This is a genomic window from Candidatus Thiodictyon syntrophicum (genome assembly GCF_002813775.1).
In the GTDB taxonomy this organism is placed as follows: domain Bacteria; phylum Pseudomonadota; class Gammaproteobacteria; order Chromatiales; family Chromatiaceae; genus Thiodictyon; species Thiodictyon syntrophicum.
Genome location: NZ_CP020370.1, coordinates 2183538 through 2201774 on the forward strand (window position 1 = coordinate 2183538; position 18237 = coordinate 2201774).

Annotated in this window: 16 protein-coding genes; 9 read left to right on the plus strand and 7 right to left on the minus strand. The window is 66.8% G+C overall.

Features of this window, described 5'->3' with window-relative positions; translation table 11 throughout:
- Positions 1–23: 23 nt before the first annotated feature.
- Together THSYN_RS33610 and THSYN_RS09350 are read left to right on the plus strand one after the other, a co-directional pair.
- Entirely contained in the window at positions 24–713 is a 690-nt protein-coding gene (locus THSYN_RS33610) for a DUF2339 domain-containing protein (RefSeq protein WP_172965253.1), read from the plus strand.
- On the plus strand, positions 710–1843 hold the full coding sequence (locus THSYN_RS09350; RefSeq protein WP_236848837.1) for a CapA family protein: 1134 nt from the start codon (positions 710–712) through the stop codon (positions 1841–1843). The genes THSYN_RS33610 and THSYN_RS09350 overlap by 4 nt, the downstream gene beginning before the upstream one ends.
- A gap of 535 nt (positions 1844–2378) precedes the next feature.
- On the opposite strand, the gene THSYN_RS09355 is transcribed toward THSYN_RS09350, so the two are convergent.
- From THSYN_RS09355 to THSYN_RS09380, 6 genes are all read right to left on the minus strand, one after another.
- Positions 2379–2579 (minus strand): hypothetical protein, encoded by a 201-nt coding sequence (locus THSYN_RS09355; protein ID WP_100918900.1) that lies wholly within the window; start codon positions 2577–2579, stop codon positions 2379–2381.
- Between the two features lie 294 nt (positions 2580–2873).
- A complete protein-coding gene (tnpC, locus tag THSYN_RS09360; RefSeq protein WP_157817550.1) occupies positions 2874–4559 on the minus strand; it encodes an IS66 family transposase in 1686 nt (561 codons plus the stop codon).
- A gap of 71 nt (positions 4560–4630) precedes the next feature.
- Positions 4631–4987 (minus strand): IS66 family insertion sequence element accessory protein TnpB, encoded by a 357-nt coding sequence (gene tnpB / locus THSYN_RS09365; RefSeq protein WP_100918902.1) that lies wholly within the window; start codon positions 4985–4987, stop codon positions 4631–4633.
- Positions 4975–5385, minus strand: coding sequence for a hypothetical protein (locus THSYN_RS09370; RefSeq protein WP_100918903.1), 411 nt, complete (start codon positions 5383–5385; stop codon positions 4975–4977). Before THSYN_RS09370 ends, tnpB begins: the two co-directional genes overlap by 13 nt.
- Positions 5386–5647: 262 nt before the next feature.
- A complete protein-coding gene (locus tag THSYN_RS09375; RefSeq protein WP_100918904.1) occupies positions 5648–8143 on the minus strand; it encodes an ABC transporter permease in 2496 nt (831 codons plus the stop codon).
- A gap of 217 nt (positions 8144–8360) precedes the next feature.
- The gene (locus THSYN_RS09380; protein ID WP_100918905.1) at positions 8361–9050 is read right to left on the minus strand and encodes an ABC transporter ATP-binding protein; all 690 of its coding nucleotides are present in this window, start codon (positions 9048–9050) and stop codon (positions 8361–8363) included.
- Between THSYN_RS09380 and THSYN_RS09385 the strand changes: the two genes are divergently transcribed.
- From THSYN_RS09385 to THSYN_RS09415, 7 genes are all read left to right on the plus strand, one after another.
- Complete coding sequence (locus THSYN_RS09385; RefSeq protein WP_100918906.1) at positions 9049–9696, plus strand: arylesterase; 648 nt, start codon at positions 9049–9051, stop codon at positions 9694–9696. The two genes, THSYN_RS09380 and THSYN_RS09385, sit on opposite strands and share 2 nt — an antisense overlap.
- Positions 9697–9810: 114 nt before the next feature.
- A complete protein-coding gene (locus THSYN_RS09390) occupies positions 9811–10938 on the plus strand; it encodes an NAD(P)/FAD-dependent oxidoreductase (protein WP_100918907.1) in 1128 nt (375 codons plus the stop codon).
- Positions 10939–11003: 65 nt separating this feature from the next.
- Entirely contained in the window at positions 11004–11297 is a 294-nt protein-coding gene (locus THSYN_RS09395; RefSeq protein WP_100918908.1) for a hypothetical protein, read from the plus strand.
- A 170-nt stretch (positions 11298–11467) separates the two neighbouring features.
- On the plus strand, positions 11468–12976 hold the full coding sequence (locus tag THSYN_RS09400; protein ID WP_100918909.1) for an AAA family ATPase: 1509 nt from the start codon (positions 11468–11470) through the stop codon (positions 12974–12976).
- Between the two features lie 102 nt (positions 12977–13078).
- Positions 13079–13561 (plus strand): Crp/Fnr family transcriptional regulator, encoded by a 483-nt coding sequence (locus THSYN_RS09405; RefSeq protein ID WP_100918910.1) that lies wholly within the window; start codon positions 13079–13081, stop codon positions 13559–13561.
- A 56-nt stretch (positions 13562–13617) separates the two neighbouring features.
- Entirely contained in the window at positions 13618–13800 is a 183-nt protein-coding gene (locus THSYN_RS09410; protein ID WP_236848838.1) for a type II toxin-antitoxin system VapB family antitoxin, read from the plus strand.
- A 116-nt stretch (positions 13801–13916) separates the two neighbouring features.
- The gene (locus THSYN_RS09415; RefSeq protein WP_100918912.1) at positions 13917–15698 is read left to right on the plus strand and encodes a GmrSD restriction endonuclease domain-containing protein; all 1782 of its coding nucleotides are present in this window, start codon (positions 13917–13919) and stop codon (positions 15696–15698) included.
- A gap of 244 nt (positions 15699–15942) precedes the next feature.
- Here THSYN_RS09415 and pnp read toward each other — a convergent pair whose 3' ends face one another.
- Entirely contained in the window at positions 15943–17994 is a 2052-nt protein-coding gene (gene pnp, locus THSYN_RS09420) for a polyribonucleotide nucleotidyltransferase (RefSeq protein WP_236848928.1), read from the minus strand.
- Positions 17995–18237 lie beyond the last annotated feature (243 nt).

The following is an 18237-nucleotide window of genomic DNA, read 5'->3' on the forward strand; positions in this document are numbered from 1 at the left end:
GGGGGGCGATGGGACCAGGGCGGGTGTTATCCTTTGCCCGCGCCGCGCTGCGCCGCCGCGGTGCGCGCCCGGTCTGGGTGGCCGGGGCCTTGCTGCTCGTGCCGGCGGTGGTCAAGCGGCCCCTGCTCGACCTGGCCGTGACCGGCACCGTTGCCCGCATCGTCGCCTTCATCGGCGTGGGGGTCATGATGATCGCCATCGGCTCCGCGGCGCTGCGGGCCGCGGCGGCGACCGGCAGTCAATCCCTGATGACGTCACAACCCGGAGGCCATGAGATGCCGCTGCGCCGCATGAAACAGCAACCCGCCACTGCCCGCCGGCGCTGCCCGGCGCTGTTGCTGAGCCTCCTCGCCGCCGCCTTTTCCGCCACGGCCGACCCGCGCCTGCGCTGTCAGATCGAGCAGGGCGGCACCGTGCAGGTCCTCGACGTCGCCCCCGTGGCCGATCCCTACAGCGTCGCGCCCGTCACCATCAACGGCCGGTTCCGCTTCAAGGCCGTCGTCATCGGTGACGCGCGGCGGATTGCCTATATCAATCTCTATACCTATTTTCAGACCGAGCGGCGCCTGGTCCTGCTGCATCAGGCCAAGTATATCGCCCCCACGATTGCGTCCGACCCCGCCGCGACGCTCACCGGGTGGAACTATCTGTATTCTCCCGGGCGGGAGCGTGAATTGCAGTATCGTTGTACCCTGGTGGAGGTAGCCCCATGACCAGACGATTGCGCCTGGCCGCCGCGCTGTGCTGCGCTTGCTGCTGGTGCGGCATGGCCGCTGCGATGGGCTTGATCATCGATCCGGCCGGCGCCGCTTCGTCCGCACCGCGGACCCCAGGGCTGGACGCGCAGCCCTTAGGGTCCGCTGTGCGGACCAACGACCTCTCGGTAACCGGGGTGGTCGGCACGAGGATCGAGGCCGCCGCGCCGCCGGATGGGTCCAACGTGACCCTGGTCCTGGTAGGCGACATCATGCTGGATGAAACACCCGGCGCGGTGATCGCCCGCGGGCAGGACCCCTTCGCACCCTTTGCCGCGATCCTGGACGGTGCCGACATCCGGATCGGCAACCTGGAGTGCGTCGTGGCGACGAGCGGCGAGGCTGAGCCCGGGAAGCCCTACACTTTCCGCGCCCACCCGCGCACCCTGGAGCCGCTCAAGCGTCATTTCGATGCCGTGACCCTGGCGAACAATCACTCCGGCGACTTCGGACCCGGCGCCTTCGGCGAGATGCTCGGGTTATTGGATCAGGCGGGCATCGGCCGCTTCGGCGGCGGTGCGGACCTGGCGCAGGCGCACCGGCCCCTGATCGTCGAGCGCAAGGGGCTGCGGATCGCGCTGCTCGGCTACGACGGCTTCCTGCCGCGCAGTTTCGAGGCCGGCTACGACTGGCCGGGGGTCGCCTGGGGCGAGGACGAACAGGTCGCGCGCGACATTGCCATGGCCCGCACGGCGCATCAGGCCGATCTGGTCATCCCGGTCATGCACTGGGGCTGGGAGCACGAAACGATCGCCAACCCGCGCCAGCGCCAATTGGCGCGGCTCATGATCGACGCCGGGGCGGACGCCGTGGTCGGCGGCCACCCCCACGTCATCCAGGACACCGAGCAGTATCGCGGCCGGCCCATCATCTACAGCCTGGGCAATTTCGTCTTCAACGGCTTTAGCGAGGCCAGCAACAACACCGGCTGGGTGCTGCGCATGGAACTGGACGGGCAGGGCGTGCGCCGCTGGCGGACCCTGGTTGCGCGCATCGATGCCGAGGGGATTCCGCATCCCGACCCGGCGGGCGGGGGCGATTGTTGGGAGCGGGGGCAGGAAGCGGCGGCGCCCTGCGGGGGCGAATAGGAAAAGAGTGATGGTCCGCAAATGAACGCAAATGAACGCAAATCAGAATGCGCCTGAGCGTAGCGCAGCGAACAGCACGCCACACCGGAGGTCGAGGCTTTAGCCGGTCGGCGCCGATGCTGCTCCACCTGAAATCGGCAATTAGTCACGCAAAGACGCAAAGAACGCAAAGAAGAATAGAGCCCTGCAAGCGATGATCCCGTAACCCGGCAGGTGAACCGTGCGACAGAGATATCGCATTGGAATATTCTGTATCTTTGCGTCTTTGCGTGAAACAAATCCTTCTTCCAGGCTCCAGCCCGCCTCCGGCTAAAGCCTCGACCTCCGGTTTTCATCCGGGCTTGGGGCTGGGGGCCTGGCACGACGATCAGCCCGGAAAGAGTAGTCCTCACGCCAAGGCGCCAAGCTCGCCAAGGTTTTTCAGTGCGTTATCGGCGTTGCGCGATTCACTCGGCGGTGATTTGGATGCTGCATCTACGCGATTGTATTCTTGGCGAGCTTGGCGCCTTGGCGTGAGCAACTGGCGGATTTGGGATCAGGCGCGCCGCATCCGCCAGCCGGGATGGTTGCGGCGCGTCTTGGTGGATGCGCTGCGCTTACCGTGCAGGCTGGCGACCTCGCTCTCCAAGCGGCCGAGCCGGGTCTTGATTTCGCGCACGTCCTCGCGGACCTCGCGCTGGGAGTCCAGCACCCGCTGGACCATGGTCATCAGGAGTTCCAGGCTGGCGTCGGGCATGATGGTCTCGCCGGGGGGGCTGCTGGTTCATGGGCAGTCTCGAATGGTATCGTCGTGTCCTTCCGGCAAGGCTGCATGAATGCCGAGCGCGGTTCCGGTAGCGTGGGAGCCCCGCGTCATTGGCGAACCCAAGGCCCGCCGTTGTCGCTGTTGGCGGAGCGGGCGAGCCGCCAGTAGCAAGCTGGGATGACGTCTGCCTGCCCGTGCGCGCCCACGCCCCAGCGCGGTGACGGGTCGGGACCTTGGGCGGTGTGGGGAGGAGGCCCGCACGGGCGGCACGGGGCCGCCGCGGGATCAGTCCGGCGCGGGTTCGGCGGCCAGGCGCGCCAGCGCCGTGGTGTAATTCCAGGGCATCCAGGCCGGCGGGTCGAGTGCCACCGCGGCGGGATGGCGCTGCAGCGCGACCAGGTAATCAAACGGCGCCACTTGGTGCAGTTCCGCGGTATGGATCAGACTCATGAACAGATCGCCGACCTTGGCGCCGTTCAAGGTGCGATAAAACAGCGAATTGTTGCGATGCAGGATGGCCTTCTTGAGCGCCCGCTCGCAGATGTTGTTGCTCAGCGGGGCGCCGGGTACGCGCAGAAACAGGGTCATTTTTTGCCAATGATTCTGCATGTAGCGGATCGCCTGACCGAGCCCCGAGTTGGGCTCCACGGCGTGCGTCTCCAACTGCGTGGCCATCCAGTCGTGGAGCGCCTGCATCCGCGGGCCGCTTTCCTGTTGGTGCAGGAGTAAGCGCGCGTGCGGGTCGAGTCCCTGGTGCTGGGCCTGGTGGTCAGTGTGGAACACGGGACGCAGGGTTTCCAGCACGAAGGCGACCTCGTCGGGAAAGGCGTCATGGACCTCGACGAACTTGCGGCGCCCATGGGGAATACAGGACGCGGCCTGCGTGGGATGATCCCCCGGGGTGTTGCGCGCCAGGGCGTCGGACATCTGGATCGGGGGCACGGGGTCGTGGCGCCGGTTGAGGACCTCGGCGAGGTGCTCCCCGGCATGACAAGGTCCGGTTTTGAACAGGGCGATCGGGCCATTGACGGTCTCGGCGACGACGCCGCTGGTGAACACCCCGGTGCGCTCGGCGTTAGCTCCCGGGGGCAGCGCCTCGGCCCGCGCCTCGGCGGTGAATTTCAGGATGCGCATGGTGGTGTCGTCGTTATAGAGCACCGTGCCCTGCGCCGCCTGCTGGGCCAGCTCCTCCACCGCGGGGGCGAGGCACGGCGCGGCCGCCGCGACCACATCCCATTGGGTAGTGGCCGGCAGGGGGATGGCCAGCGCCTGCTCCAGGCGTTGGATGCGATGAAACGGCAGCCCGCAGCCGTATTTCAGCAAGGCGATCATGGCGGCGGCGGTCGCGTCGTATTTCGCCGCGCCCACGCCCGCGGGGGGGTCGGCCGTAAACACCGTGCCGCACAGCCCACAGCGCAGCCGCTCCAGGGTGTAGACCTGCGCCTGCAGGGGCGCCACGCCGGTGACGCGCACCAGGACGGCGGGCTCCTGGCGTTGGACATAGACCCGGCCGGTGCAACCGGGCTCGGGACAGGGGTCGCCCTGCTTCAAGGTGGCGTGGGCAACCGGGATGCGCGGGGCGCGGGGATACTTGTCGGCCCCGTTGCGGCCGTGGCCAGTGCGTGTCTTTTGGTGGGGCGGCAGCGTGGCATCGCCGTCGCTGGCGCCCGGCGCCGCCGGGTCGGCGTCGGCCGGCGGCGCCGGGGCATCGCGCGGCGCTGGCTGGTCCTTGCCCAGGACCGTGTCCGTGGTCTCGGTGCGGGGTCCGAAAATCAGCCGACGCACCCGCTCCAGGGTGGTGGTCGTGGTCTCCAGTTCCTCGGTCAGGCGCGCCAAGGTGTCGACCGCCGCCTTGAGGGTGGCGTGGTCATCCACCGGCAGCGCTTGGGTACGGGTGCGCTCGACAATGGCATCGAGTCGCGCGATGGGGACCGACACCCGCGGGGTGCGCGGGTTCTTACGCCGGCTCATGCCGCGACTGGCCGGTGGTGCAGGAGCGTCGTGTTCATACACGGCGTTATACCGCATCGTACACCGCCACGTCACGCCCCCGGCGTCAACGCCCGCCACACCGGCGCCCCCGCCGCGGCGCGCCAATCCCCACCGGCGAGCAATACCGCCAGTTCCTGGGGGGCCAGCACCTGCCCCGGCGGGCCGCTCGGCCAGTGCCGAAAGCGGCCTTCGGACAGGCGCTTCTGACACAGCCAGAAACCCTGGCCGTCGTAGACCAGGAGCTTGATCGCGGTACCGCGGCGGTTGCGGAAGACGAAGAGTGCTCCACTCATGGGCTCGTCCGCCAACACCTGGCGCACCCGCCGGGCAAGACCATCAATGCCTTGGCGAAAGTCCGCCGGGTCCGTCGCGACCAAGACCCGCAACTGCGGGGTCAGGGCAAGCACGGCGCCGCCTCCCACAGGCGACACGCCACCGTCGCGACCTCGCCGGTCGCCGCCCCGGTCCACTCGATGCGCAACGAACGACCACGGGCGTCGGACAGGGTCAGCACGCAGCCCGGCCCCGACGGTGGTAAGCCCAGCATCATTTCCACAAAGGCCGGCGGCGCCGTGGTGGGCACCGGCAGGGGCGCTGTCCGCGCCGTCAGCCGCCGCTTCAAACCGGCGTAGTCCAGTCGCAGCGTCGTGGCGACCTTGCTTACCCCATGGCGGGCGGCCAGTTCAACCGCCCGCGACCACAGTTCCGCGGGAATGCGCGCGCCCTGGGACGTGGTGTTGCGCCAGTGGGCAAAGGCCGCGGCCGTCTGTGCCAGATCGGCCGCGGCGGGAAGTGACAGTGACATCGTGGAGCCTCCGGATCACCAAAAACGGGGCTCCTACGCTACCGGGCTAGGGACGGGATTTCATGCAGCCTTACCGGAAGGACACGTTCATGGGCAGTCTCGAATGGTATCGTCATCTGCGCTCCGGGTGTCGTTGTCGTTGTCGTAATCGAACAATCCGACCACGACCACGACCACGACCACGACAACGACGACAACGTACCCGGGATCTCGGTCACCACATCAGTTCTGATCGCACCCGCCCCATCGCGCTGCGCGTGCCTTACCCCGCCCGCCGCAAGGTCTGCAACGGCGGCCGGATCAGCAGCGGGTAGGTGGCCAGGGTCCCGGCCAGGCCGATCAGCAGGCCGGAGCCCAGGACGCCGGTGACCCAGAGCAGCGGGTTGAAGGCGAATTGGAGCCCGAACAGGCGCTCGGCGATGAGCCAGCCGGTCAGTTCCGCGAAGATGGAGGCGAGCAGGCCCGCCAGCAGGCCGGTGGCGGTGAATTCGACCGCCAGGCTGCCGAGCAGGGCCCAACGGCCGGCGCCCAGGGTGCGCAGGATGCCGTGCTCGGTGCGCCGCTCCGCGAGGCTCGCCTGGATGCCGGCGAACATCACCAGCAGCCCGGCGGCCAGCGTGAAGAGGAAGACATATTCCACCGCCAGCACGCCCCGGTCGACGACCGCTCGCACCTGTTTGAGCAGGGCATCGACATCGAGCAGGGTGACGCTGGGGAAGCGTTGCACCAGTTCCGGGATCATCGACTCTCCCGCCCGCGGCAGGTGGAAGCTCGTGATATAGGTGGCCGACTCGGTGCCTAAGAGGCCGGGCGGGGAGACGACGAAGAAATTCACGTTGAAGCTGTCCCAGCGGACCTCGCGCAGGCTGGTTACCGGGGCCGTCACCTCGTGACCGGAGACGAAGAAGGTCAGGCGGTCGCCCAGCTTGATGCCCAGGGTCTCGGCCAGGCCCTGTTCCACCGAGAATTGCGGGGCCGCGGCGGGCGCGTCCCACCACTGTCCGGCGCTGATGCGGTTGTCGGCCTGGGGCCGGTCGGCGAAGCTCAGGTTGAACTCCCGGGCGGCCAGACTCTCGGCGCGGGGGTTCTCGTAGTCCGACGGGTTGACCTGGTGCTCGCCGATGCGGATCAGGCGCCCGCGGATCATCGGGAAGATCTCGGCCTGGGCGATCCCGTGAGCCTGCAGGAAGTCGCGCAGCGGCTCCACCTCCTGGGGTTGGATATTGATCAGGAAATGATTGGGGGCACCCGCGGGCAGCCCCTCGCGCCAGGTCTTGAGCAGATCCACCCGCACCACGGCGAGCAGCAGCAGGGCGAGGATACCGAGCCCGAAGCCGGCGATCTGCAGTACCGCAAAGGTGGGCCGCCGGGTCAGGGCCGCGAGCCCCAGCCGCCAGACCCCGCGGGCGCGCCCGGCGAGGCCCCCCGCCAGGCGCACCAGCCCCAGCACGGCCAGGACCAGGGTCACCAGGGCCAGGGCCACCCCGCCCAGGAGCTTCCAGGCCAGGTCCGGGTCACCCGCCTGCCACAGGATCAGCAGGGCCAGTGCCAGCAGGGCCCCCAGCGCGGCGAGTGCGGTCGAGGCGCGCGGCGTCCCCAGGTCACGGCGCAGCGCCCGCAGGGGCGACACCCGCGTCAGTTGCAGCAGCGGTGGGACCGCGAACCCCAGCAGCGCAATCAGGCCGGTCGCGACCCCGACCGCCACCGGCCGCAGCGAGGCCGCGGGCAGGTCCGCGCCGAACCAGTCCGACAGGGCCGCCACCAGGCCGAGCTGACCGAGCCAACCCGCCAGACAGCCGACCAGGCTCGCCCCCAGCCCGAACAGGGTGAGGCGCAGCAGGAAGACCCGCATCAGCAGGTGCCGCGGGGCGCCGAGACAGCGCATGATCGCCACCGCGTCGATCTGGCGCTCCACCAGGCGGCGGCTGGCGAGCGCGATGGCGCTGCCGGCGACCAGCAGCGTTACCAGGGTCGCCAGGTGCAGGAAGCGGGAGGCGCGGTCCAGGGCCGACTCGAACTCGGGGCGGGCAGTGCGCCCGTCCACCAGGTTGAAGTTGACCGGCAACCGCGGCTTGAGCCAACCGGTATAGGCGTCCACCGCGGCGACCTCACCGGCCAGCAGCAGGCGGTGCTTGACGCGGCTCGCCGGGCTGACCAGGCCGGTGGCCGGCAGGTCCGCGGCGTTCATCAGCAGTCGGGGGGCGAGTTGGAAGAGGCCCCCGCCGCGGTCGGGTTCATAGCTCAGGATGGCGCCGATGCGCAGGCGCGCCTCGCCCAGGCCGACTTCGCTCCCGAGCGGCGCCTCCAGGAGTCGCAGCAGGCGCGCCTCCACCCAGACCTCGCCGGGCGGCGGCCCCTGTTCGACGATGCGCTCCGGGTTGGTGAAGCCGTCCTGCACCCGCAAGCGCCCGCGCAGGGGGTAGGGCGCGTCCACCGCCTTGACCTGCACCAGTTGCGGCCCCTGCGCGCCCATGACCACGCTGGGGAACTCGAGCGTGCGGGTGCTGACCAACCCCAGCCGGGTCGCCTGCCCCAGATAGTCGGCCGGCGGGGCCGCGGAGCCGTCGATGGCCAGGTCCGCGGCGATCAGCTCCCCGCCCTGGCGGGTCATGGACGACTCGATGCGCTCGGTGAAGAAGCCGACCGCGGTGATGGCCGCCACCGTCAGGACCAGGGCGGCGCCGAGCATATAGAGCTCGCCGCTACGCCAATCCTGGCGCAGGAAGCGACGGGTGATTCGCCATGTCGATGGGGTCATAAAGAGTTCCTGGTGCGAAGTCGATTGTGGACAATAGAGAACGGTTCGCTGATAAGCCATTAGGCAGCGTCGTTGTCGTTGTCGTAGTCGTAATCGAGGTTATCGTCGCGTTCTGGATTTTCTCGCACCCGAAATTGGATCGTTTCTCCGATTACGACAACGACAACGACAACGACAACGACAACGATGGTGTTTGTGTTTAATAATCTCCCCGGATTTACGCCATCGCCGACAAGGCCCCGTCGTGCATCCGCAGCCGCCGGTCGCAGCGTTCGGCCAGGCGCGGGTCGTGGGTCACCAGCACCAGGGCGGCGCCGGATTCGCGCCGCAGGTCGAGCAGCAGGTCGATGATGTGCTCGCCGGTCGCCTCGTCCAGGTTGCCGGTGGGTTCGTCCGCGAACAGGACCCGCGGGCGCGGGGCATAGGCGCGGGCGATGGCGACCCGCTGCTGTTCCCCGCCGGAGAGTTGGCGCGGGTAGTGACCGGCGCGCGGGGTCAGACCCACCCGCTCCAAGGCCTCGTCGGCGCGCACCTCGGCGTCGCTATTGCCGGTGAGTTCCAGCGGGAGCAGGACATTCTCGCGGGCGGTGAGGGTGGGCAGGAGTTGGAAACTCTGGAACACGAAGCCGACGCGCCCGGCGCGCAGTGCCGCCCGCCCGTCCTCGTCCAGCCCCGCCAGGTGCCGGCCGCAGAGCCAGACCTCGCCGCGGCTCGCGCTGTCGAGCCCGGCCAGGAGCCCGAGCAGGGTCGACTTGCCGGAGCCGGAGGCGCCCAGGATGGCCACCGCCTCACCGGCCTGGATCTGGAGGTCGAGCCCGTCCAAAATGGTCAACTCGCCGCTCGGAGCGCTGATATGCTTGCCGAGCCCCTGGGCCCTGGCTACGACTTCGACCGGATTGACTGTCATGATGCGCCTGCTGTGGATTGCCTTTCTCAGTGTGTCCGTGCTCGGACTGCCGCCCGCGGCGCGCGCCGACGCCGCGCCGCCCGTGATCCTGGTCCTGGGGGATAGCCTGAGCGCCGCCTATGGGATTGCGCTTGCGGACGGTTGGGTCGCCCTGCTCCAGGGCCGCCTGCGCGAGCGCGGCCTGGACTGGCGGGTGGTCAATGCCGGCCTCTCCGGCGACACCACGGCCGGGGGCCTGACGCGCCTGCCGGAACTTCTCAAGCGCCACCGCCCGGCGATCCTGATCGTAGAACTGGGCGCGAATGACGGCCTGCGCGGTCTGAAGCCGACGGTGGTCCGGGACAATCTGGCCCGGATCATCCAGGCGGGGCGGGCGGCCGGCAGCCGGGTCCTGCTCACCGGTATCCAATTGCCCCCCAACTACGGTGCGGCTTACAACCAGGCCTTTCAAGCCGTGTTCCAGGACCTGGCGGCGGCGCAGGGGGTGCCGCTGGTGCCCGGGCTCCTCGCCGGGGTGGCCGAGGACCGCGCCCTGATGCAGGCCGACGGGGTCCATCCGGGCGCCGCGGCCCAGCCGCGCATCCTCGATAACGTCTGGCCGGTGCTGGAGCCGCTGCTGGTGACGGACCCACCGGCGGGCAACTGATCGGCCGTTCCCGTCACCGCGTCGTCCGCCAGGCATCCGGCGGCCGGGAAGGCGCTACAATCGGCTGCCCCGGCCTGTGCATCGGTCGGGTCCCATCTGCCAACGGAGTCGCTTATGCATCGCATCACCATCGTCGGCTCGGGTTTCGGTGCCTTGAACGCCGTCACCAGGCTGCGCGAGTCGGGTCTGAGCGCGGACCTGACACTGGTCAGCCGCCGGCCCGAATTTGTCTACTATCCCAGCCTGATCTGGGTCCCCAGCGGGCTGCGCACCGGCGATGACCTGCGCATCAATTTGAGGCAGTTCTTCAAGCGCATGGGGGTCAATCACGTCGCCGCCGAGGCGACCGGGCTCACCAACGGCGGCCGGACCCTGGAGACCAGCGCGCGGCCGATCGACAACGACGGACTGATCATCGCCAGCGGCGGGCGCTTCATCAAGAAGCTCCCCGGGATCGAGCACGCCATCACCCCCTGCGAGGGCATCGCCGCGGCGCAGGCGATCCGCGACCGGGTGCAGGCCATGGATGGGGGCACCATCGCCATGGGCTTTGCCGGCAACCCCAATGAACCCGGTTCCATGCGGGGCGGACCGGTCTTCGAGTTCCTGTTCGGGATGGACACCCAGTTGCGCCGCCAGCGGCGGCGCGAGCGCTTCAAGCTGGTGTTCTTCACCCCGGCCGACAAGCCCGGCAACCGCCTGGGCCCCAAGGCCGTGGGCGGTCTGTTGCAGGAGATGGCCCGACTCGGCATCGAGACCCACTTGGGTTCCAAGCTCAAGGGTTTCAGCGAGCGCCAGGTCACGACCGAGGCCGGCAGCTTCGATGCGGATCTCATCATCTTCATGCCCGGCATGACCGGCGACGCCTGGTTCGACAATACCGACCTGCCGCGCTCCCCGGGCGGGCTGCTCCAGGGCGACGCCCAGTGTCGGGTACCGGGCTTCCCGCGAGTCTATGTGGCCGGCGACGCGGGCAGCTTTCCGGGGCCCGATTGGATGCCCAAGCAGGCGCACATGGCGGACCTGCAGGCGCGCGCCGCCGTCCACAATCTGGTCGCCGAGTTGCAGGGACGCGAACCCACCGAGACCTTCCGGGTGGAACTGCTCTGCATCGTCGATGCCAACGACCGGGGCATGTTGGTCGGACGCAACGAGAAGTACAACATCGTCCTGCCCGCCATGCGCATTCTCCACTGGATGAAGCGCGCCTTCGAGTGGTGGTATCTGCGGCAGTATCGGTAAGCGCTGCCGCCAAGATGCCGTCGTTGTCGATTGGTGAACCCTTCCAAAGGCTGGATTCCAACACCATGACCACCGATCTCACCATCGAAATCTTGCGCGAGATCCGCGACGGCATCCGGGAACTGCGTCAGGACTCCAATGAGCGGCTGGACCAGATCAACGCGCGGCTGGACCAAAGCAATGCACGGCTGGAGCGCGTGGAGATCGGGCTGCAGGACCTGGGTACCTTCATGCGCCGTATTGCCTTGGATCAGGCCAAGCATGAGCGCTTCCACTCACACCATGTGGAGCGGCTGGAGGAGGACGTCTCGGACCTGAAGGTGCGGGTCCAGCGGCTCGAGGAAGGGGCCGGCGCCTGAGCCGCGTCGGCCCATGGTTCCGGCCAGCCGCGGCACTGGCCGGCTGGAGTCCAAGGCTTCAGCCTTGGATCAGCAGGCCAAGGCTGAAGCCTTGGACTCCAAATGCGCAGCGCTGGCCGCAACGATGATCCAGGCCGGCGCATCCGCCAACCGCCCGACAGGAGGATGACGTGTCCCTGGACCCACTGCGCGCGGCCATCGAGGGCCGACACCCGCTGATCTACATCCACTGCGCCGAGGAGGTACGGGTAGCCCAGCGGTTGTGGCGCCTGGCCGCCGAGGTCGCTCCGGGGAGCGCGCTCTGGACCTGGACCTGCACCCGGGGGCTGCAGCCCGCGGCCGACGGGTCGGCCGCCCCTGTCGTCTCGCCGACGGCGGGCGACACCCGCGACCCGGTCGCCGCCATCCAGGCGGTCGCCGCGGCGCCGGCGCCCGGCCTTTATCTCTTTCACGACCTGACCCCCTTTCTGGAGCGGCCCGAGGTCGCACGGGCGCTGCGCGACGCCCATGCGGCCCTGATGGGTCGGCCGGGCAGCGCACTCCTGATGATTTCGCCGGAGGTACTGATCCCGCCCGCGCTACGCGCCAGTGTGCTGTTGCTGGAGATGCCCCTGCCCGATACCGATGAGATCGGGGAGCGGGTACGCTCGGTGTGGGTCGGCTATACGGCCAAGCCCCTGCCGGACGAGGCCCTGGGCGAACTCACGCTGGCCCTGAAGGGACTGACGCTCGACGAGGTGAGCCATGTCATGCACCGCGTCCTGGCGACCGGGCGCCTGACCCGCGACGGGATGCTGACCGCGGTCGGCGCGGCCAAGAAGGCGGCGGTGAGCGGCGCCGCCTTCCTCGACTATGTGCCGGACCTGGTGGACCCGGAGCGCATCGGCGGCCTCACCGTCCTCAAGGACTGGATCGTCCGCCGCGCCCCGCTGTTTAATCAGCGCACCGTGGACGCGGGTCTGCCGGTACCCAAGGGGCTGCTGCTCATGGGCATCAGCGGGTGCGGCAAGAGCCTGTGCGCCAAGCTGATCGCCCACGCCTGGCGCGTGCCGCTGTTCCGGCTGGACATGAACCTGATCTATGCCGACCTCTACGGCAACCCCCAGGCGACCTTCCACAAGGCCCTGCGCACCATCGAATCGGTCGCCCCCGCGGTGCTGTGGATCGACGAGATCGAGAACGGCCTGGGTGGGGGCGAGGGCCGCGCCGACGCCGCCTCCCACATCCTCTCGGCCTTCCTGACCTGGATGCAGGAGAAGCCGCCGCTGGTCTTCGTCGCCGCCACCGCCAACCGCATTGAGGCCCTGCCGGCGGAGATGATCCGCAAGGGCCGCTTCGACGAGGTCTTCTTCTTCGACCTGCCCAACGACGAGGAACGCGCCGCGATCTTCGCCGTCCACATCCGCCACAACCGCGGCGACCCCGCCGCCTTCGACCTGGAGCGACTGGTGCGCGACAGCCGCGACTGGACCGCCGCCGAGATCGAACAGATCGTCATCGCCGCGCGTATCGACGCCGAGCGCGACGGCGGCCCCTTCGCCACTGAGCACATCGCCGTCCAGGCGCGCCGCCTGGTGCCCCTGTCCAAGTCCATGAACGAACAGATCCGCTTCATCCGCGACTGGGCCTGGGACCGCGCCACCCCGGCCTCCGCCAATCCGAAGGTGCGTTTCGACTGAGTGCGGCGCTACACTGAGGGGGCCCGCGGCCGCGGACCCCGGTCCGGGTGGACGACAAGCGTCCGTCCTATTCTTGACGCAGCAGACAGGGGTGATCGATCGATGAATCAGGCAGACAAGTCGGAAACGCTCAAGGTCTCACTGCTCGGGGCTGAACTCGGCGCGGACGAGATCCAAGTGCTCGCGGACCAGATGGGGGTGATGACGCTGCACGATGGTGAGACGCTGCTCGTCGAGGGCGATGAGCACCGTACCCTTTTAATGCTCGCCGCGGGCGCCATCCAGGTGGTCAAGGTCGTCGGCGACACCGAGGAGACCATCTACCAGTTGCGCGCCGGCGAATGCGCCGGCACGCGCGCCTTCGTCGATGGGTCGCCGCGCAAGGCCGGGCTGCGCTCAGTCGGCGACAGCCAGGTGTTGACCTTGGAACCCGACGCCTTCGAGTCCCTGGTCGAGACCCATCCATGGCTCGTCTACAAGGTCATGCGCGCCCTGTTCCGCATCACCCACGCCAACCTCGTGCGCGTTAACTCAGAGACCAGCGAGCTTCGCAATTACCTGTTGAAGACCGGCGGACGCTATTGACCGCCGGGGATCGTTGGTCCGGGAACCCCCGGCATCCGGCTCCCAGGCTCCAGCGCTTGACCGGCGAAACGAGGACGACCGCCATCACCCTGGCCCTGCGCGAACGGCTGGAGCGCCTGGAGCGGACAATTGCCAGGCGCCGATTGGCGGACGAACTCGACGTAATTGCGCACCACAGCGACGGATCGCTGCGTGCTTGGCCGCCAACGAGGCTCCGACTGCGGCGTTGCGAGAACTGATGCGTGGCGAACCACACTGACTTGCTGATTCGGCCTCTCCAGCAGACCGACGACCGCTCTGCATTCTACAGCGGCGATGTCGATCTGGACCGCTTCTTCCACCTAAGGAGAGATAGATGAACCCCATGGCCCTGATCAAAGTCCTTGGCAGCCTGTTTTCATGTCAAGCTGCCTATGCGGTTCCTGATTATCAGCGCAGCTATGCCTGGGTGCGACAGGAAAATAATTCCAAAGACCATCAGGTAGATGACTTTTGGTCCGACCTCTTACAAGCCTACCGAAACTCGGCAGCTAGGGAACAGAACGGTGACGCCGCTCAACCCTACTATTGGGGAACCATCACCGTCAATAAGACAAACCGAACGCGAGCTAATGGAATATTGGCGATACCCATTTACGATGTCGTCGATGGGCAACAGCGCCTGATCACCTTGTCGCTTCTCCTCGCCGCATTTGATCATGTGGTTTTCAAGGATTTGCAGAAGCAACTTCTACCCGGCGGTGCACCTATCATCACCCCCGGTAGCCTGAATCTCGACTCGTTTAACGACCTTATAAGCAACGTGCCCGAGAACCAGATTCGCGGCCTCGATCTGGCGACGAATACCCGATTGATGGAGGCGAAAAAGTATCTTTCAGAACAGATTAGGCAGCGTCAACCGGCCGAGCAACAGGGATTGCTAGACTTCTTTCTCAACAGCACCATCGCGCTTGAATTCGACGCCGGCAACGAGCAGTTGGCGATGCAAGCCTTCCTTACGCTCAACGACCGCGGCAAACCGCTATCGGTACTCGAAAAACTGAAAGGAACTCTGTTCGCTATCGATCATACGCAGGGTGGCAGGCGCGCCGCGCAAATCAACCAGGTGTTCGGCCTGGTCTACCGCACCCTGGACACGATCAATGAGCTAGGGAGGACGGAGCAGCTACCGTTTTTCAGGGACTTGAATGACGAAGGATTCGTGCGCCTTTTCTATCACTATTTTGCCCATCAAGCCATCGCGGTGCATCATCTCGACAATCCGGTTGACAAGTTGGCGCATAATGCCCTAGCGAGCGCAGCCTCCGCATTGGACTTTTTCCAGAGGGCGGCATCGCAACTGGCAAATGGAGCTGCCGGGGTCGGCGGCTTCCTTACTGACTTATTGACGGACATGGAGAATGTTGCCAACGGATTGAACGATATCGCGTTGTCCAGCAAGGCGCAGGCGAACCCCGCTCTGCTGAAACTGTTTGGCTTTCTCGGTATCCATCCCTCGATGATGCCGATTCTGGTTGGAGCCCAGATCCATGGATGGTTGACACCTCAGTTCATCAAAGCGATCGAGACGACGGACGTCCGCGTCTTCAAGGTGGCGAACAAGACACGCATTACACCGCTGTATCAGGACACGCTACCGTATTTACGTGCCATAAATGAACAGCCCATGATTGCGGCCCTGAACGGTTACTGGAACAACTGGCAACCCGATGCCTATTTCAGCGCCAACCTCAGCAATCCTTACGGAAGACCAGGGCTCAAGTATTTGTTGTGGGAGTTCATTTCCTCCAGCCATCCTGGTTTTATTTCTACGAATTTGCGATTGTTCAAGGACGTGACGATCGAGCATGTGTTTGCACGGACGCCAGCGATCACCCTGCCTGGATCTGGATTCACCAACCCCGATGACTATGCCTCATCTAACAACTTGGCCGGCAATCTATCGTTGCTTGAGAATGTCCTTCAAAATATCGCTAATAATCAACCTCCACCCCTGAAGGTGCCTGCTTATGGGCGGTCCGCGAATCCCTACATTAAGGGTCTCGGGAACTATATCGCAGCGCAGGGATTCAGCAAGGCGGATGTGATAACCAGGACGAGCCAGTTTCAGAACTTCGCTGTAGCGCACTGGTGTTAGCTATCGCGGGCAGTTGCGGCGTTTTCCCGTCGTTTCTAAGCTTTGCTTGGGAATGCGACGACGAAGCTCTGTTTCGCGTATCACGGGAAGTAGATCTCCCCCTTTGGGTTCCCAAGCAGAGCTTGTGAACCAGGGCATATCCCGCCCGGCCCGGAAGCGCCCCGCTCAAGAAAAAAGGGCCTCTCGGCCCCTTCTTCTTGCCCGGCCATCCGCGGATGGCCGAACCGGTCTTTACACTAGGCAATCACTCGCCCAACTCGATCGCCTTCATGCTCAACCGAATCCGTCCCTGCTTATCGACCTCCAGCACCTTGACGCGCACCACGTCGCCCTCCTTGAGCTTGTCGGTGACGGACTGCACCCGCTCTTCGCAGATCTGGGAGATGTGCACCAGACCGTCGCGGCCGGGGAGGATGGTGACGAAGGCGCCGAAGTCCATGATGCGGGCGACCTTGCCCTCATAGATCTTGCCCACTTCCACATCGGCGGTGATGAGGCGGATGCGGCGCTTGGCCTCTTCGCCGGCGGCCTTCTCCACCGAGAAGATCTTGACCATGCCGTCGTCGCTGATGTCGATGGTGGCGCCGGTCTCCTCGGTAATGGCGCGGATGACCGAGCCGCCCTTGCCGATCACGTCGCGGATCTTCTCCGGGTGGATCTTGAGCTCGATGATGCGCGGGGCGTGCTCGGACATCTCGGAGCGGTGCACCGTGATGACCTTGTTCATCTCACCCAGGATGTGCAGCCGGCCGACCTTCGCCTGGGCCAGTGCGACCTCCATGATCTCGCGGGTGATGCCCTCGATCTTGATGTCCATCTGCAGGGCGTTGATGCCCTCGGCGGTGCCGGCGACCTTGAAGTCCATGTCGCCCAAGTGGTCCTCATCACCCATGATGTCGGTCAGGACGACGAACTGGTCGCCTTCCTTGATCAGGCCCATGGCGACGCCGGCCACCGCGCCCTTGATGGGTACGCCCGCGTCCATCAGCGACAGGCTGGTGCCGCAGACGCTGGCCATGGAGCTTGAGCCATTGGACTCGGTGATCTCGGAGACGACCCGCACCGAATAGGGGAAGGCCTCGATGCCGGGCATGACGGCCAGCACGCCGCGCTTGGCGAGGCGCCCGTGGCCGATCTCGCGGCGCTTGGGGCTGCCGACGCGCCCGATCTCCCCGACGCAGAAGGGCGGGAAGTTGTAGTGGAGCATGAAGTGCTCGCGCCGCTCACCCTCCAGGGCGTCGATGATCTGGCTGTCGCGCTCGGTGCCGAGCGTGGTGATGACGAGCGCCTGGGTCTCGCCGCGGGTGAAGAGCGCGGAGCCGTGGGTACGCGGCAGCACACCGGTGCGGATGGTGATGGGGCGCACCGTCTTGGAGTCGCGCCCGTCGATGCGCGGCCGGCCTTCGAGGATGCTGCCGCGCACGATGCGGCTCTCCATGCGCTCGATGGCGGCCTGGACCTGCGCCTCGCTCCAGGGGCAGTTCTCGATGGCGCGGATGCGCTCGACGACATCGGCGCGCACCGCGTCCAGGACGCCGTAGCGGGCCATCTTGTCCTTGATGGTGTAGACCTCGGCGATCGGATTGGTACCGAACCGGTTGACCGCCTCTTCCAGCGCGGGGTCGGGCTTGACCGGGTTGAAGACGATGGGCGCCTTGTGGACGGCCGCCGCCAGTTCCCGGATCGCTTGGATCACCACCTGCATCTGCTCGTGACCATACAGGACGGCCCCGAGCATGATCTCCTCGGAGAGCCCGCGCGCCTCGGACTCCACCATCAGGACGGCGTGCTCGGTGCCGGCCACGATCAGGTCGAGATCGCTGTCCGGTCCCAGGCCGACGACGGCGGGGTTCAGGGTGTATTCGCCGTCCTTGTAGCCGACCCGGGCGGCGGCGATGGGTCCGTTGAAGGGGGCGCCGGAGACGGCGAGCGCGGCAGAGGCGCCGATGAGGGCCGGGACCTCCGGGTTCACCGCCGGGTTCAGTGACTTGACCGTGGCGATGATCTGGACTTCGTTGGTGAAACCATCGGCGAACATGGGACGGATCGGCCGGTCGATCAGGCGCGAGGTGAGGATCTCGTTCTCGCTCGGGCGGCCCTCGCGGCGGAAGAAGCCGCCGGGGATGCGGCCGGCGGCGTAGGTCTTCTCCTGGTAGTCGACGGTCAGCGGCAGGAAGTCACGCTCCGGGCCGGCCTTCTTCTGCACCACCACGGTCACGAGCACCACGGTGCCGCCCATGTTGACCAGCACGGCCCCATCCGCCTGGCGGGCGATCTCGCCGGTCTCCAGGGTCATGGTCTGGTTGCCGAACTGGAATTGTTTAACGATTGGCGTGGGAATCACGGGTCTTACCTCGGGTCTGTGCCTCGGGCCTGGATCGCCGGTCCGGTTCCCCGCCGTCGATCGCTGGTTTGGGCCTCGGGTGTTGAGTCGCCGCAGCTTCAAGCGTCCTGGTGCGTCGGGGGCTCGGGGGTGTCGTCCTCGCGGCGGCACCTTCAGTGGGGCCCCGGCGGCGCCTCGCGCCGCGGGACCCGGGAC